This is a genomic window from Streptomyces sp. Y1, assembly GCF_041053115.1.
GTDB lineage: Bacteria > Actinomycetota > Actinomycetes > Streptomycetales > Streptomycetaceae > Kitasatospora > Kitasatospora rubellomurina.
Genome location: NZ_CP163445.1, coordinates 1,947,242 through 1,962,244, shown reverse-complemented (window position 1 = coordinate 1,962,244; position 15,003 = coordinate 1,947,242). Strand labels below are relative to the sequence as shown.

The following is a 15,003-nucleotide window of genomic DNA, read 5'->3' as shown; positions in this document are numbered from 1 at the left end:
CAACGACCGCCTTGCCGGCGGGTCGACAGTTTCATAGTGTTTCGGTGGTCATAGCGTGAGGGAAACGCCCGGTTACATTCCGAACCCGGAAGCTAAGCCTCACAGCGCCGATGGTACTGCAGGGGGGACCCTGTGGGAGAGTAGGACGCCGCCGAACAATTATTCAAGAGCCGCGGCCCCAGCGATTTCGCTGGGGCCGCGGCTTTTTGTGTTTTGCGAACGTGTACAACGAGGCCGGCAGGACCGGAACCACCGTCGCCCCAGGCGCGGAGGGTTCGGGCATGCCGGACAATGGAGTAGGCGCGTGGCCAGGGGGCCGGCGCCGATACCGTGCGACGGCAGCCGAGTTGCCCGACGTGCGGTGGAGCTGAAGAAGCAGAAGGAGTCACCACGATGTCGAACGAGTCCCAGGACCGTCCCGAGCGCCGATCGGACGGCGGCCGAGGCTACGAGCCCCGGTCCCGCGGGGGCTGGTCCAACGATCGGGGTGGCTTCCGTCGCGACGACCGTCCGCAGGGTGGCGGGTACAACCGCGACCGTGACGACCGCGGCGGCCGTCGTGACGACCGTCCGTTCCGCGACCGTGACGACCGCCCCCAGGGCGGCGGCTACCGTCGTGACGACCGCCCCCAGGGTGGCGGTTTCCGTCGCGATGACCGTCCGCAGGGCGGTGGGTTCCGTCGTGATGACCGTCCGTCCGGTGGTGGCTTCAACCGTGACCGTGACGACCGCGGTGGCTTCCGTCGTGACGACCGTCCGTCCGGTGGCGGTTTCAACCGTGACCGTGACGACCGTGGCGGTTTCCGTCGCGATGACCGTCCGCAGGGCGGTGGCTTCCGCCGTGACGACCGTCCGCAGGGCGGTGGCTTCCGCCGTGACGACCGTCCGCAGGGCGGCTTCCGCCGTGACGACCGCGATGACCGTCCGCGTCGCGACGACCGCCCCCAGGGTGGCGGCTTCAACCGCGACCGTGACGACCGTGGCGGCTTCCGTCGCGACGACCGTCCGCAGGGTGGGGGTTTCCGTCGCGATGACCGTCCGCAGGGTGGCGGGTTCCGTCGTGATGACCGTCCGTCCGGTGGTGGCTTCAACCGTGACCGTGACGACCGCGGTGGCTTCCGTCGCGACGACCGTCCGTCCGGTGGCGGTTTCAACCGTGACCGTGACGACCGTGGCGGCTTCCGTCGTGACGACCGTCCGCAGGGCGGTGGCTTCCGCCGTGACGACCGTCCGCAGGGCGGCTTCCGCCGTGACGACCGCGATGACCGTCCGCGTCGCGACGACCGCCCCCAGGGTGGCGGCTTCAACCGCGACCGTGACGACCGTGGCGGCTTCCGCCGTGACGACCGTCCGCACGGTGGCGGTTTCCGTCGCGACGACCGTCCGCAGGGCGGCTTCCGCCGCGACGACCGCGACGAGCGTCCGCGTCGCGACGACCGTCCGTTCCGCGACCGTGACGACCGCCAGGGTGGCGGCTTCCGCCGTGACGACCGCCCCCAGGGTGGCGGCTTCCGCCGCGACGACCGTCCGTCCGGTGGTGGCTTCAACCGTGACCGTGACGACCGCGGTGGCTTCCGCCGCGACGACCGCCCCCAGGGCGGTGGCTTCCGCCGCGACGACCGTCCGCAGGGCGGCTACCGTCGCGACGACCGCCAGGGTGGCGGCTACCGGCGTGACGACCGCCGCGACGACCGCCGTGACGACCGCGGCGGCTACCGCCGGGACCAGCAGGACGACCGCCGGGGCAACTACGAGCCGGTCAAGCGCCTGCCGATCCCCGAGGACGTCACCGGCTTCGAGATCGACGCGGACGTGCGCCAGGAGCTCAAGAGCCTGCCCAAGACCCTCGCCGACGACGTCGCCCGCAACCTGGTGATGGTCGCCCGCCTGCTCGACAGCGAGCCGGAGGAGGCCTACCAGTACTCGCGCGTGGCGCTCCGTCTGGCCTCCCGCGTGGCCGCGGTCCGCGAGGCGGCCGGTTTCGCCTCGTACATGACGCAGCGTTACTCCGAGGCGCTGACCGAGTTCCGCGCCGCCCGCCGGATGACCGGCCGGGCCGACCTGTGGCCCGTGATGGCCGACTGCGAGCGCGGCCTGGGCCGCCCCGAGCGCGCGCTGGCGATGGCCGGCGAGCCCGAGGTGAAGCAGCTGGACAAGGCCGGCCAGGTCGAGATGCGTCTGGTGGCCGCCGGTGCCCGCACCGACATGGAGCAGTTCGACGCCGCCGTCGTGACCCTGCAGAGCCCGGAGCTGGCGTCCAGCACCGTGCACGCCTGGACGGCGCGCCTGCGTTACGCCTACGCCGAGGCGCTGATCGCCGCCGGCCGGGCCGACGAGGCCCGCGAGTGGTTCGCCAAGGCCGCCGAGGCGGACACGGACGGCAGCACCAACGCCTCGGAGCGGCTGGCCGAGATCGACGGTGTGGAGTTCACCGACGCGCTCGACCCCGAGCTGGAGGACGACGCGGCCGAGCAGGACGAGGCCCCCGCGAAGAAGCGCAGCGGCGACGTCGCCGACGACCGCGTGATCTTCGAGGACGAGGAGGACGTCGAGGAGTTCTACGACGAGGACGACCTCGAGATCGACGAGGACTTCGACGGCGTGGTCCCCGAGCGCGCCCAGGACGCCAAGTCGGACGACGCCAAGTCCGACGAGGTCAAGTCCGACGAGGTCAAGGCGGAGGACGCCAAGTCCGAGGCCTGAGCGCCCGCGTAGCAGGACGTAGTACGCCGTGAGGCCCTGCCGCTCCCCGGATTTTCCGGAGCGGTAGGGCCTCACTGCGTCCGGGGCGGGCCCGGAGGGGGGTGCCGAGGGGGTCAGCCCAGTTCGAGGTTGCGCAGCACCAGCCCGGTGGCCGGCTTCGGCCCGAAGGACGTGGACTTGCGCGGCATGGTGACGCCCTGTTCGGCGAGCCGGCGCACCACGCTCTCGCGCACCGGATGCAGCAGGACGGCGGTGCCGCCGGTGCGGGCGGCCTCGCGTTCGGCGGCGGCGGCGGTGTGCAGGTAGCCGATGTCGTCGGGGCCGTCCGGGACGTTCCAGGTGCGGTCGAGCAGGGTGGCGTGCAGGACGGTGGCGTCCAGGTGGCGCCACTCCTCGGGCCGGTCGTGCGGGACGGTCTCGTCGAGCAGGCTCTCCTCGGGCTCGCTGAGCAGCCAGTAGACGCCGTCCCCGCCGGTGAGGACGAAGCCGTTGCCGCCGTGCCGCTTCTGCTCGGCGAGGGCCTGGAGGGCGGCGGTCAGCGGGCCGGGGACCTCCTTGACCTTCCAGTGGTCGCCGAGCCGGTCCAGCGCCTCGGCGATCGGCAGCCGGTAGAGCACCCGGTGGATGGCGCGGACCCGCAGCGGGTAGCGGGCGGTGTCGACGAGCAGCACCAGGCCGCGGTCCCAGGGGCTGCGCGGCAGGTGGCGGTGCTCGCGCTGGAGCCGCAGGTACATCGCCCAGCGGTGGTGGCCGTCCGCGATGAGCGCCCGGCAGGTGGCCAGGTCGCGGCGGATCTCGGCGAGGTCGGCGGGGTCGGTGACGGCCCAGAGCCGGTGGTGGGTGCCGTCGCTGGTGGCGGTGGCCAGCAGCGGTTCGCCCTGGACCGTCCGCTCGAGGACGCCGGAGGCGCCGCCGTTGCCGCGGTAGGTGAGCAGCAGCGGTTCGAGGTTGGCCCGGGTGGTGCGCATCAGGCCGACCCGGTCGGCGACCGGGCGCGGCATGACGTCCTCGTGGGGGAGGACGACGCCGACCTCGGGCCCGCTGACCGCGAGCGCGCCGATCAGCCCGCGCTGGAGCAGTTCGGGGGTGTCGGCGGTGGCGGGCACCCGTTGCTCGTAGACGTAGAGCGCGGGCTCGGGGTCGGCGGCGAGGACGCCCTCGCGCTGCCAGGCGGCGAGCAGCCGGGCGGCGTGCCGGTACCGGGTGTCGCGGTCGGGGCGGTCCCCGGCGTCCTCGGGCTCGGGCCTGGGGAGGATCAGCCGGACGATGTTGTGCGGGTCGGCGGTCTCCAGGTCGAGGCGGCGCCCGGGGTCGACCACGTCGTACGGCGGTGACGTCACGGCGGCGAGCGTGCCGACCCGGTCGGGGTCGTAGCGCAGGCCGCGGAACGGGTACAGGGACAGGCCTGCGGTGGCGACGTGCCCGGGATCGCCGGGGCCGCCCTCGGGAGTCTCGACTCCGTCATCTGCACTGGGTGTGCTCATTCTGGGCATCGTAATCGGGTACGCGTTGTTGAGAGATCGGAATGTCCGCCCGGATTCGACCGGGGGGCGTGCGACCGAGGGCGAGGTACGGCGTGGACGACGGTCAGGAGCGGGCGGGGGGCGGGCCGGAGGAGACGGTCGGCGCGGTGCCGGTGCCGGCGCAGAGCCGCGCCGGGGAGCCGGCCGGTGACGTGTACGAGTGGTTCCGCCGGGGCGGGAAGCTGCTGGCGCAGGGCAACCCGGCGGCGGCCGAGCAGCTGCTGGCCCGGGCGGCGGCGGTCGAGCCGCACTCGCGCAGCATCCGGGAGACGCTGGCGCGCGCCCAGTTCGACGCCGGTTCGTACGCGGCGGCGCTGGAGAACTTCCGGGCCGTGGCACTGGCCGATCCCTCGGACGACTACGCTCAGTTCGGGTGGGGCGTCGCGGCGGCCCGGCTGGGCGACTTCGAGACGTCCGTCGAGCACCTGGCGCTGGCCGTGGCGATGCGGCCGGAGACGGACCACTACCGGGCCGCGCTGCGGCAGTCCCGGGCCACTCTGGCGGCCCGTGCCGGGGCGTTCGGCCCGCTGCTGCCGGGGGCGCCCGGGTACCTGGAGCCCCCGGCGGGCTCCGACCGGGCCGGGGCGGGCGACGAGGCGCCGTGACCGGCCGGCGGTGAACGACGCAGAGCCAACGACGCGACGACCGACGCAACGACCCGAAGCAACGAACGACGCAACGACCGACGCAGTGAACGAGGTAGCGAAGGCATGACCGAGACGGCCACCCCCGTGCGACGCACCGCCCCCGGCGGCAGCGCCGCCCCGCTGACCGAGGCGTACGACACGGCGCTGCTGGACCTGGACGGCGTGGTCTACGCGGGCGCGCACGCGATCGAGCACGCCGTGCCCTCGCTGGACGCGGCCCGGGCGGCCGGGATGCGGCTCGCGTACGTGACCAACAACGCCTCGCGGCCGCCCCGGGTGGTGGCCGAGCACCTGACCGAGCTGGGCGTGCCGGCCGAGCCGGCCGACGTGATCAACTCGGCGCAGGCGGCCGCCCGGGTGGTCGCCGAGAGGGTGCCGGCCGGGGCGAAGGTGCTGGTCGTGGGCGGCGCCGGCCTGGTGGAGGCGCTGGCCGAGCACGGTCTGGTGGCCGTCCGCTCGCTGGCCGAGGAGCCGCTGGCGGTGGTCCAGGGCTTCGATCCCTCGGTGGGCTGGGCGCAGCTGGCCGAGGCCTCGTACGCGGTACAGAGCGGGCTGCCGTGGGTGGCGTCGAACACCGACATGACGGTCCCGAGGTCCGAGGGCATCGCGCCCGGCAACGGGACGCTGGTCGCGGCGGTGCGGGCGGCCACCGGCGTGGAGCCGGAGGTGGCGGGCAAGCCGCTGCCGCCGATGCACCGGGAAACGATTCTGCGGACCGGCGCGCGGCGGCCGCTGGTGGTCGGCGACCGGCTGGACACCGACATCGAGGGCGCGTTCAACGGCGGCGTGGACAGCCTGCTGGTGTTCACCGGGGTGACCACGCCGGCCGAGCTGCTGGCGGCGCCGGTCGAGCACCGGCCCACCTACCTGGCGGCGGACCTGCGCGGCCTGCTGGTCGCGCACCCCGGGGTGACGGCGGCGGGCGGCGGCTTCGCCTGCGGCGGCTGGACGGCGGTGGCCGAGGGCGGCGCGCTGCGGGTGGTCGGCGCGGGGGACCGCTGGGACGGCCTGCGGGCGCTGTGCGCGGCGGCCTGGACGGCGCTGGACGCGGACGGTTCGCCGGTGGACGGCGGCAAGGCGCTGGCCGAGCTGGGGTTCTGAGCCTGGGGTTCTGAGCTCAGAGCAGGGTGCGCAGCCGCAGCAGGTCGCGGAAGCCGGCCTCCAGCCGGACCCGCCCGCTCGCCCAGGCGGAGGCGAAGTTGAGCTCGCCGCCGACCAGGGCGAGCAGGTCGTCGCTGGCCATGGTGAGCCGTATCTCGGCCTTCTCGGCGGGGGCACCGGGCGCGGAGACGACGTCCTGGATGCGGCCGTCGCGCAGGCGGCCGGTGAAGGTCAGGTCGAGGTCGGTGATCCGGCAGCTGAGCGAGCGGTCGAGGGCGGCGGCCTTGCGAACGTCCCCGGTGGACTTCGCCATGTTCCGGCTGAGCTGTTCCAGCGCCTCGCGGCATTCCTCGGCGTCGGCCATGGCGGTGTGTCCATCCCCGGTGGTGGCGGTCCTGACTGCGGGGCCACGGTACCGCAGGCCGTCATTGGCGGTAGCGTCGTCAGTGGAACGGCCCGGAGCGGGCCCGGAACGGCCCGGAACGGCCCGGAACGGCCCGGGTACCGCAGGGCGACGGAGCGACGCGCGCAGGCGCTAAGGAGGCACCCGGATGCTGCCGAGGACGGTGCGGGGAGCGGTGGCGGTGGCCGCCGTGGTGGTGGAGGAGGTCGGCAAGCGGGTCGTCGGGACGGCGGCCGCGGTCCTGGAGAAGACCGGGGTCGACGTCGCCGAGGTCGAGCGCCGCCTGGGCGGGCAGTTCCCGCCGTCCGCCGAGAAGCTGCAGGCGCTGGCCGGGGAGGCGCTCACGGCCGGGCGGGCCGGGGTGGACCTGGCGGTCGGGGTGGCGCGCGGCGAGGTCGAGAAGGTCTTCGAGAAGGTCGGCGACCAGGTGACCAAGGTGGGCGTGGTGCTGGCCTACCTGGAGAACAAGCTGAGCGACCTCGAAGGGGAGCAGGCTCCGGAGGCCGGGCCCGAGCCGGACGCGAACGCCTACGCGGACCTGTACGCCGATCCGTACGCGAGCCGGTACGCGGCCGAGGGGGCGGACATGGAGCCCGCGCCGGCGCCCCGGGCGGACGACCTGTTCGGGCGCGGCTGGGAGCGCGACGCGGACGAGTGGGCGGAGCAGCAGGTGCCGGCGGAGCCGATAGCGGCCGAGCGGGTGGAGGTGGACGAGCCGGTCGAGGTCGACCCGCCCGTCGCGCCGGTGAAGCGGGCGCCCGTGAAGAAGGCGCCGGCGAAGAAGGCCGCCGTGAAGAAGGCCGCCGTGAAGAAGACGGCTGCGAAGAAGACGGCTGCAAAGAAGACGGCCACGAGCACGACGACCGCGAGGACGACGGCCGCAGCGAAGAAGACGGCCGCGCAGCAGGCGGCGACGGCGAAGAAGACCACGACGAAGAAGACCACCGTCCGCAAGGCCACCAGCCGGAAGCAGCCCGATGCCCGTGACGAGTGAGCCCGCCGGCACCGCCGGGGAAGCCGCCGGGCCCGTCCAGCAGGTCGGGCCGCTCGGCGTCGAACTGACCCCGACCGGCCACCCGGTGGTGGACGCCGGGCTGGCCCGGCTGGAGGCGTTGGACGGGGTGCCGGCCGAGGCACACGTCGCGGTGTACGAAGATGTTCACCAGCGGCTCGCCGACACGCTGGCCGCGCTCGACCAGGAATGATCCGTAGGACCCGTAGGAGCTGAAGCACCAGTGGCAGTGGCACGACGCCGACTCGACGCGGAGCTGGTCCGCCGCAAGCTGGCCCGGTCGCGGGAGCACGCGTCCGAGCTGATCGCGGCCGGCCGGGTGACGGTCGGCGGCACCACCGCGACCAAGCCGGCCACCCAGGTGGAGACCTCGGCGGCCGTCGTGGTGGCCAAGGACGACAACGACCCCGACTACGTCTCGCGCGGCGGCCACAAGCTGGCCGGGGCGTTCGCGGCCTTCGTGCCGCAGGGCCTGGTGGTCGAGGGCCGCCGGGCGCTGGACGCGGGCGCCTCCACCGGCGGCTTCACCGACGTGCTGCTGCGCGCCGGCGCGGCCCACGTGCTGGCGGTGGACGTCGGCTACGGGCAGCTCGCCTGGTCGCTGCAGAGCGACGAGCGGGTGACGGTGATGGACCGCACCAACGTCCGCGAGCTGACCCCGGAGCTGATCGGCGGCACGCTCGTCGACCTGGTGGTCGGCGACCTGTCCTTCATCTCGCTCGGCCTGGTGCTGCCGGCGCTCGCCTCCTGCGCGGCCCAGGACGCGGACCTGGTGATGATGGTCAAGCCGCAGTTCGAGATCGGCAAGGAGCGGCTGGGCAGCGGCGGCGTGGTGCGCAGCCCGCAGCTGCGCGCCGAGATGGTGCGCCAGGTCGCCGGGCAGGCGTGGGAGCTGGGGTTGGGCGTGCGCGCCGTCACCGCGAGCCCCCTGCCGGGCCCGTCCGGGAACGTCGAGTACTTCCTCTGGCTGCGCCGGGACGCCCCGCAGCTGGACCCCGCGGAGGCGGACCGGGCCGTGGCGGAGGGGCCTCGGTAGGCTCCTCTGCGGGCGTCCGGTCCGTCATGCTGGGTGACGCGACCGCACCGGGGCCGAGGGGTGACCCGGCGAGGCGTAGGGAGAGGGCAGCGGCATGAGCGATGAAGAGCGCACGGTCTTCCTGATCGCGCACACCGGCCGGGAGGCGGCGCTGCGCAGCGTCGAGGCGCTGGTGCACGGGCTGCTGAAGGCGGGCATCCGGATCAGACTGCTCGCCTCCGAGGCGGTCGGGCTGGACCTGCCGGACGGCGTCGAGAAGGTGGCCGAGGGGCCGGGTGCGGCGGACGGCTGCGAGCTGATCCTGGTCGCCGGCGGCGACGGCACGCTGCTGCGCGGCGCCGAGCTGGCGCGCTCGCACGGGCTGCCGATGCTCGGGATCAACCTGGGCCGGGTCGGCTTCCTGGCGGAGGCCGAGCGGGACGACCTGGCCGTGGTGGTCGAGCGGGTGGTCGAGGCCGACTACGAGGTCGAGGAGCGGATGACGATCGACGTGATCGTCCGCACCAACGGCGATGTGGTGCACCGGGACTGGGCGCTGAACGAGGCGTCGATCGAGAAGGCCTCCCGGGAGCGGATGCTGGAGGTGGTGACCGAGGTGGACGGCCGTCCGGTCTCCAACTTCGGTTGCGACGGGGTGGTGTGCGCGACGCCGACCGGCTCCACCGCGTACGCGTTCTCCGGCGGCGGGCCGGTGGTGTGGCCGGAGGTGGAGGCGCTGCTGATGGTGCCGATCTCCGCGCACGCGCTGTTCGCCCGCCCGCTGGTGACCTCGCCGGATTCGGTGCTGGCCGTCGAGGTGCAGCCGAAGACCCCGCACGGGGTGCTGTGGTGCGACGGGCGGCGCTCGGTCGAACTGCCCGCCGGCGCGCGGGTGGAGGTGCGCCGGGGGCAGACGCCGGTGCGGCTGGCCAGACTGCACCGGGCGCCGTTCACCGACCGGCTGGTCGCCAAGTTCGCGCTGCCGGTGACGGGTTGGCGCGGGCGCTCCAACACGCATCACTGACAGGCTGGTTGACGGGTCGCCGGGCGGCCGGCCGGGTGCCAGACCGCCGGCGTCAGACCGCCAGCGGCTGCGCCTCGTCGGCCGGGCCGAGCCGCCCGCCGGCCGTCACGCCGGCGGCCAGCGCGGCCAGCCGGTCGACGGCGTCCGGCACGGCCGGGGCGGGCACCGTGAACGGGATGCGGATGTGGTGCTCGAACGCGCCGTCCGAGCCGAACCGGTTGCCCGCGGCGATCCGGATCCCGGCCTGTTCGCCGGCCTGCGCCAGCGCCGCGCCGGACAGGGTGCCGGTGGACACCCACAGCGAGAGGCCGCCCGGCGGCGTCCGGAAGCTCCAGCCGGGCAGCCGCTCGGGCAGTTCCGCGGCGAAGGCGTGGGCGGTGGCGCGCAGCCGGTCCAGCTGGTGGGCCCGCACCTCGGGGAGCGGGTCGCCGAGCAGCTCGGCGGCGATCAGCTGCTCCAGCACCGGGGTGCCGACGTCGCTGTAGACCCGCTCGGTGGCCAGCCGGCGCACCAGCGAGGGCGCGGCCCGTACCCAGCCGATCCGCAGGCCGCCCCAGAGCAGCTTGCCGGCCGAGCCCACGGTGACCACCTGGGCGGCCCGGTCCAGCGCGGCCATGGGCCGCGGCAGCGGCTCGGACTCCGGGACGCCCCAGGCGAGTTCGGCGGTGGTCTCGTCGACCAGGACGACGCTTCCGGCGGCCCGGGCGGCGGCCAGCAGCTCGCGGCGCTGCTCCTCGGGGATCAGCGTGCCGGTCGGGTTGTGGAAGTCCGGCATGACGTAGGCGGCCTTGGGGGCGGCGCCGCGCAGCACGTGGCGCCACTCGTCGAGGTCCCAGGCGGGGACGGGGGCGAGGGTGTTCGGCACCGGGACCAGCCGGGCGCCGGTGATCCGCAGGGCCTGCAGGGTGTGCGCGTAGCTGGGCGCCTCGACGGCGACCCGGTCGCCGCGGCCGATCAGCACCCGCTGGACCAGGTGCAGGCCGCCCATCGCGCCGGTGGTGATCAGGATCTGGTCGGGGGTGGTGGGCAGCCCGCGCTCGGTGTAGCGGCGGGCGACGGCCTCGCGCAGCACCGGGACGCCGGTGGGGTAGTGGCCGTGTCCGGCGGCGTAGTACGGCAGCTGCTCGACGGCCCGGGCGGCGGCGGCGCCGACCCAGGGCTGCGGGGCGGGCAGCGCGGCCACGCCGAGGTCGAGGGTGCGGCCCTGCTCGTGCGGCGGGACGGGGTGCAGGGCGTCCCCGGGCGGCGGGGCGCCCTCGGGCAGGGCGGTCCAGCTGCCGGAGCCGCGGCGGCTGTGCAGGTAGCCGTCGCCGCGCAGGGTCTCGTACGCGGTGGCGACGGTGGTGCGGCTCAGGTCGAGGGCGGAGGCCAGTTCGCGTTCGGCGGGCAGCCGGGCGCCCACCGGCAGCCGGCCCTCGGTGACCAGCAGCCGGATCTGCCCGGCGAGGGTGCGGTAGGCGGGGCGGCGGGCGGTGGCGGGCTCGGGGAGCCGGGCGGTCGCGAGCAGCCGGGCGAGCGTCGGGGGTGTGACGGTGGTGTGCCAGTCGGCCATGGCGCAGGATCTTCCAGTCCACTTGCTCGGGATTGGCCCTGGAGCGGGCCGCTTTGGCCTCCTCATCATGGCAGGGCGGCCTTCGAGTCCGCCACCACCGGGCCGCCCCCGGGGTGCAGCACCACCGCGGGAGCACCAGTTGGCCAGCACGACCACGCCACGACCGACCACCCCTCCATCCGCCCCCGGAGCCGCCCGGCCGGGCCTCGCCGTCCGTGTGCTCGGCGACACCCACCTCCTCGGCCGCCGCTCCGTCCAGCTCCTCGTCGGCCTGGCCGTGTACGGCGTCAGCATGGCGCTGATGCTCCGCTCCGGCCTCGGCCTCGACCCCTGGGACGTCCTCCACCAGGGCCTGCAGCGCAGCCTCGGCCTCTCGGTCGGCGCCTGGGTGACCCTCTGCGGCGCCCTGGTGCTGCTGCTGTGGATCCCGCTGCGCCAGCGCCCGGGCCTGGGCACCGTCGCCAACGTGCTGCTGATCGGCGCGGCCATGGACCTCACCCTGCGGCTGTTCGACGGCCCGCAGGGCTGGCCCGCCCGGATCGCGCTGATGGCCGGCGCGATCGTGCTCAACGCCGTGGCCACCGGTCTCTACATCGGCGCCCGCTTCGGCCCCGGCCCGCGCGACGGCCTGATGACCGGCCTGCACCGGCGCACCGGCCGTTCGCTGCGGCTGATCCGCACCGGCATCGAGGTGGCGGTGCTCGCGGTCGGCATCCTGCTCGGCGGCACCGCCGGGGTCGGCACCGTCGCGTACGCGCTGGCCATCGGCCCGCTGGTGCAGGTGTTCCTGCCCTGGTTGACCGTCCCCGGCCCGGCGCAAACGCCCCGGAAGGGATGAACTTCCGGGCACGGAGTTGCCGCGCGCCGTTGCCGCTCGTCGCGCGCCGGGGGTGGAACCTCGTAAGGTCGTCTCCGTGTTGGACGAGATGCGGATACGGGATCTTGGGGTCATCGACGACGCGGTGGTCGAACTCGCCCCCGGCTTCACCGCCGTGACCGGCGAGACCGGTGCAGGCAAGACCATGGTCGTGACCAGCCTCGGCCTGCTGCTCGGCGGCCGCGCCGACCCGGGCCTGGTGCGCAACGGCACCGGGCGCGCCGTGGTCGAGGGCCGGCTGGAACTGCCCGCCGACTCCCCGGTCGCGGCCCGCGCGATCGAGGCGGGCGCCGAACTGGACGACGGCGCGCTGCTGGTCAGCCGCACCGTCTCGGCGGAGGGCCGCTCGCGGGCGTACGTCGGCGGCCGGGCCGTCCCGGTCGGCCTGCTCGCCGAGCTCGGCGAGGACCTGATCGCCGTGCACGGCCAGACCGACCAGCAGCGGCTGCTGCGCCCGGCCCGCCAGCGCGGCGCCCTGGACCGCTACGCGGGCGAGGCGGTGGCCGAGCCGCTGGCCCGCTACCGGGAGACCTACCGCGCCCTGCGCGAGGTCGCGGCCACCCTGGAGGAGCTGACCACCCGGGCCCGCGAGCGCGCCCAGGAGGCCGACCTGCTGCGCTTCGGCCTGGACGAGGTCGCCGCCGCCGAGCCCGTCGCCGGGGAGGACGCCGAGCTGGCCGCCGAGGCCGAGCGGCTGGGCCACGCCGACGCGCTGTCCTCCGCCGCCACGCTCGCGCACGCCGCCCTGGCCGGCGACCCGGCCGATCCGGAGGCGCTGGACGCCGGCACCCTGCTCGCCCAGTCCCGGCGCGCCCTGGAGGCCGTCCGCCACCACGACGAGCGGCTGGCGGCGCTCGCCGACCGCCTCAACGAGGTCGGCTACCTGCTCGCCGACGTCGCCGGCGACCTGGCTGGCTACGCGGACGACCTGGACGCCGACCCGGTGCGCCTGTCCGCCGTCGAGGACCGCCGGGCCGTCCTCGCCCAGCTGCTGCGCAAGTACGGCGGCGAGGAGAACACCCTGGCCGAGGTGATCGCCTGGGCCGAGGCCGGCGCCGCCCGGCTGCTCGAACTGGACGGCGACGACGACCGGATCGACGAGCTCGGCGCCCGGGAGACCGAGCTGCGGGCCGAGCTGGCCGAGCTGGCCGCCGAGGTGTCGGCCGCCCGGCAGGCCGCCGCCGGCCGCTTCGCCGACGCCGTCTCCGCCGAACTCGCCGAACTGGCCATGCCGCACGCCCGGGTGACCTTCTCGATCACCCAGGTCGACGACCTGGCCGGGCTGGAGGTCGACGGCCGCACCGTCGCCTACGGCCCGCACGGCGTGGACGAGGTCGAGGTGCTGCTCGCCCCGCACCCCGGCGCCCAGCCCCGTCCGATCGCCAAGGGCGCCTCCGGCGGTGAGCTGTCCCGCGTGATGCTCGCCGTCGAGGTGGTCTTCGCGGGCGCCGACCCCGTCCCCACCTACCTGTTCGACGAGGTGGACGCGGGCGTCGGCGGCAAGGCCGCGGTCGAGATCGGCCGCCGGCTGGCCAAACTCGCCGAATCCGCCCAGGTCGTGGTGGTCACCCACCTCCCGCAGGTCGCCGCGTTCGCGGACCGGCACCTGGTGGTGGAGAAGACCAACGACGGCACCGTCACCCGCAGCGGCGTCAAGGTGCTGAACGACGAGGAGCGGGTGCGCGAACTCTCCCGGATGCTGGCCGGCCTGGAGGACTCGGAGCTGGGCCGCGCCCACGCCGAGGAACTGCTGGCCGCAGCCCGGGCGCCCCGCCGCTCCTAGGCCGGCCGGCGGCTCTCGGGCTCGTCCCGATGAGCCCCGGGACGGCGACGCGCCCCGGGTGGCGCCGACTGTCCAAGAGGGCCGCCGACCTGGCATGGTGGCGGCTGGACACTGGCTTTCCAGTCCCGAGCGCCGCCGGCGAGCGATCCTCGCGAAGCGGTGCGCGAACCTGATCGAGTCGGATGCGAGACGACGTGGACCATTCCGCTGCCCGGGCCACCGCGGCCGCCCCCGAACCGGGGCAGCTGCACGTGGTTCTCGTCCTGGCCGCCAGCACCGGCGGCATCGGCGCGCACGTGCGCTCCCTGGCGCAGGGCCTGGTCGCGCACGGCGTGCTGGTCACGGTCTGCGCGCCGGCCGGCACCGACGCGCTGTTCGGCTTCTCCCGCACCGGCGCGCGGTTCCACACCGTCGACATCACCCCCACCGCGGGCGCCCGCAGCGACGCCACCGCGATCGGAGAGCTCCGCCGGGCCTTCACCGGCGCCGACGTGGTGCACGCCCACGGGCTGCGCGCCGGGCTGCTCTCCGACCTCGCGCTGCGCACCGCCGGCCGCTTCCCCGGCCTGCGCCCGCAGACCCCGCTGGTGGTCACCTCGCACCACGCGCTGCTCGCCACCGGCATGGAGCGGCGGCTGCAGCGGCTGATGGAACGCCGGGTCGCCCGCGCTGCCGACCTCGTCCTCGGCGCCTCCTCCGACCTGGTCGCCCGGGCCCGCGAACTCGGCGCCACCGACGCCCGGCTGGGCCCGGTGGCCGCCCCGCCGATGCCCGAGGGCCGGCTCGGCCGCGCCGAGGCCCGCGCCGCGCTGCTCGGCGACGGCCCGGACCGCCCGCTGGTGCTCGGCGTCGGCCGGCTCGTCCCGCAGAAGGCCTTCGGAGTGCTGCTGGACGCCACCCGCGAACTGGCCGCGTCGGCCCCCGAGCCGCTGGTGCTGCTCGCCGGGGACGGCCCCGAGGCGGGCCCGCTGCGCGAGCGGGCGGCCGCCGAGAAGCTGCCGGTGCGGCTGCTCGGCTACCGCACGGACGTGCCCGACCTGCTGGCCGCCGCCGACGTGGTGGTGGTCTCCAGCCGCTGGGAGGCCCGCTCGCTGGTGGTGCAGGAGGCGATGCGGGCCGGCGTGCCGGTGGTCGCCACCGCGGTCGGCGGCATCCCCGAACTGGTCGGCGACGCCGCCGTGCTGGTGCCCTCCGGCGACGCGGCCGCGCTCGGCCGGGCGGTCGGCGAGCTGCTCGCCGACCCGGCCCGCCGCGAGCGCCTGGCGGCGGCCGGCCGGCAGCAGGCCGAGACCTGGCCGGACGAGGCCGCCACCGTCGCCCAGGTGCTCAGCACCTACGACGAACTCGTGCAGCGCGGTTAGTC

13 protein-coding genes, 1 rRNA gene and 1 pseudogene are annotated in these 15,003 nt (G+C 75.3%); 12 read left to right on the top strand and 3 right to left on the bottom strand.

Features of this window, described 5'->3' with window-relative positions:
* Positions 1-40: 40 nt before the first annotated feature.
* The 3 genes and pseudogenes from rrf to AB2U05_RS08095 all read left to right on the top strand — a co-directional run bounded on the left by rrf (position 41) and on the right by AB2U05_RS08095 (position 2,703).
* Positions 41-157, top strand: a 5S ribosomal RNA gene (gene rrf / locus AB2U05_RS08105).
* 374 nt (positions 158-531) lie between these two features.
* Positions 532-1,122: pseudogene (locus AB2U05_RS08100) on the top strand (hypothetical protein); the annotation flags it as partial.
* A gap of 690 nt (positions 1,123-1,812) precedes the next feature.
* The gene (locus tag AB2U05_RS08095; RefSeq protein ID WP_341846033.1) at positions 1,813-2,703 is read left to right on the top strand and encodes a hypothetical protein; all 891 of its coding nucleotides are present in this window, start codon (positions 1,813-1,815) and stop codon (positions 2,701-2,703) included.
* A 113-nt stretch (positions 2,704-2,816) separates the two neighbouring features.
* Here AB2U05_RS08095 and AB2U05_RS08090 read toward each other — a convergent pair whose 3' ends face one another.
* Entirely contained in the window at positions 2,817-4,187 is a 1,371-nt protein-coding gene (locus AB2U05_RS08090; RefSeq protein WP_369182888.1) for a DUF1015 family protein, read from the bottom strand.
* A 92-nt stretch (positions 4,188-4,279) separates the two neighbouring features.
* On the opposite strand from AB2U05_RS08090, the gene AB2U05_RS08085 reads away from it, so the two are divergent.
* Positions 4,280-4,831, top strand: coding sequence for a tetratricopeptide repeat protein (locus AB2U05_RS08085; protein WP_244178996.1), 552 nt, complete (start codon positions 4,280-4,282; stop codon positions 4,829-4,831).
* A 105-nt stretch (positions 4,832-4,936) separates the two neighbouring features.
* A complete protein-coding gene (locus AB2U05_RS08080; RefSeq protein ID WP_369182887.1) occupies positions 4,937-5,974 on the top strand; it encodes an HAD-IIA family hydrolase in 1,038 nt (345 codons plus the stop codon).
* 16 nt (positions 5,975-5,990) lie between these two features.
* Here the strand turns inward: AB2U05_RS08080 and AB2U05_RS08075 are convergent, their stop codons facing one another.
* Positions 5,991-6,338, bottom strand: coding sequence for an SCP2 sterol-binding domain-containing protein (locus AB2U05_RS08075; RefSeq protein WP_045702490.1), 348 nt, complete (start codon positions 6,336-6,338; stop codon positions 5,991-5,993).
* A gap of 187 nt (positions 6,339-6,525) precedes the next feature.
* Between AB2U05_RS08075 and AB2U05_RS08070 the strand changes: the two genes are divergently transcribed.
* The 4 genes from AB2U05_RS08070 (at position 6,526) to AB2U05_RS08055 (ending at position 9,428) form a co-directional block, all read left to right on the top strand.
* Positions 6,526-7,371, top strand: a complete 846-nt coding sequence (locus AB2U05_RS08070) for a hypothetical protein (protein ID WP_369182886.1) — start codon at positions 6,526-6,528, stop codon at positions 7,369-7,371.
* Positions 7,361-7,582, top strand: coding sequence for a hypothetical protein (locus AB2U05_RS08065; protein WP_369182885.1), 222 nt, complete (start codon positions 7,361-7,363; stop codon positions 7,580-7,582). The genes AB2U05_RS08070 and AB2U05_RS08065 overlap by 11 nt, the downstream gene beginning before the upstream one ends.
* A gap of 36 nt (positions 7,583-7,618) precedes the next feature.
* Positions 7,619-8,425 carry a TlyA family RNA methyltransferase gene (locus AB2U05_RS08060; RefSeq protein ID WP_045702484.1) on the top strand — a complete coding sequence of 269 codons (807 nt, stop codon included), beginning with the start codon at positions 7,619-7,621 and terminating at the stop codon, positions 8,423-8,425.
* 94 nt (positions 8,426-8,519) lie between these two features.
* The gene (locus tag AB2U05_RS08055; RefSeq protein WP_045702481.1) at positions 8,520-9,428 is read left to right on the top strand and encodes an NAD kinase; all 909 of its coding nucleotides are present in this window, start codon (positions 8,520-8,522) and stop codon (positions 9,426-9,428) included.
* Positions 9,429-9,480: 52 nt separating this feature from the next.
* Here AB2U05_RS08055 and AB2U05_RS08050 read toward each other — a convergent pair whose 3' ends face one another.
* Positions 9,481-10,980 (bottom strand): PLP-dependent aminotransferase family protein, encoded by a 1,500-nt coding sequence (locus tag AB2U05_RS08050; protein WP_045711892.1) that lies wholly within the window; start codon positions 10,978-10,980, stop codon positions 9,481-9,483.
* A 139-nt stretch (positions 10,981-11,119) separates the two neighbouring features.
* Between AB2U05_RS08050 and AB2U05_RS08045 the strand changes: the two genes are divergently transcribed.
* From AB2U05_RS08045 to AB2U05_RS08035, 3 genes are all read left to right on the top strand, one after another.
* The gene (locus AB2U05_RS08045) at positions 11,120-11,818 is read left to right on the top strand and encodes a YitT family protein (RefSeq protein ID WP_369182884.1); all 699 of its coding nucleotides are present in this window, start codon (positions 11,120-11,122) and stop codon (positions 11,816-11,818) included.
* Between the two features lie 88 nt (positions 11,819-11,906).
* Entirely contained in the window at positions 11,907-13,640 is a 1,734-nt protein-coding gene (recN, locus tag AB2U05_RS08040) for a DNA repair protein RecN (RefSeq protein WP_208615552.1), read from the top strand.
* Positions 13,641-13,834: 194 nt separating this feature from the next.
* Positions 13,835-15,001, top strand: coding sequence for a glycosyltransferase family 4 protein (locus AB2U05_RS08035; protein WP_078860740.1), 1,167 nt, complete (start codon positions 13,835-13,837; stop codon positions 14,999-15,001).
* Positions 15,002-15,003 lie beyond the last annotated feature (2 nt).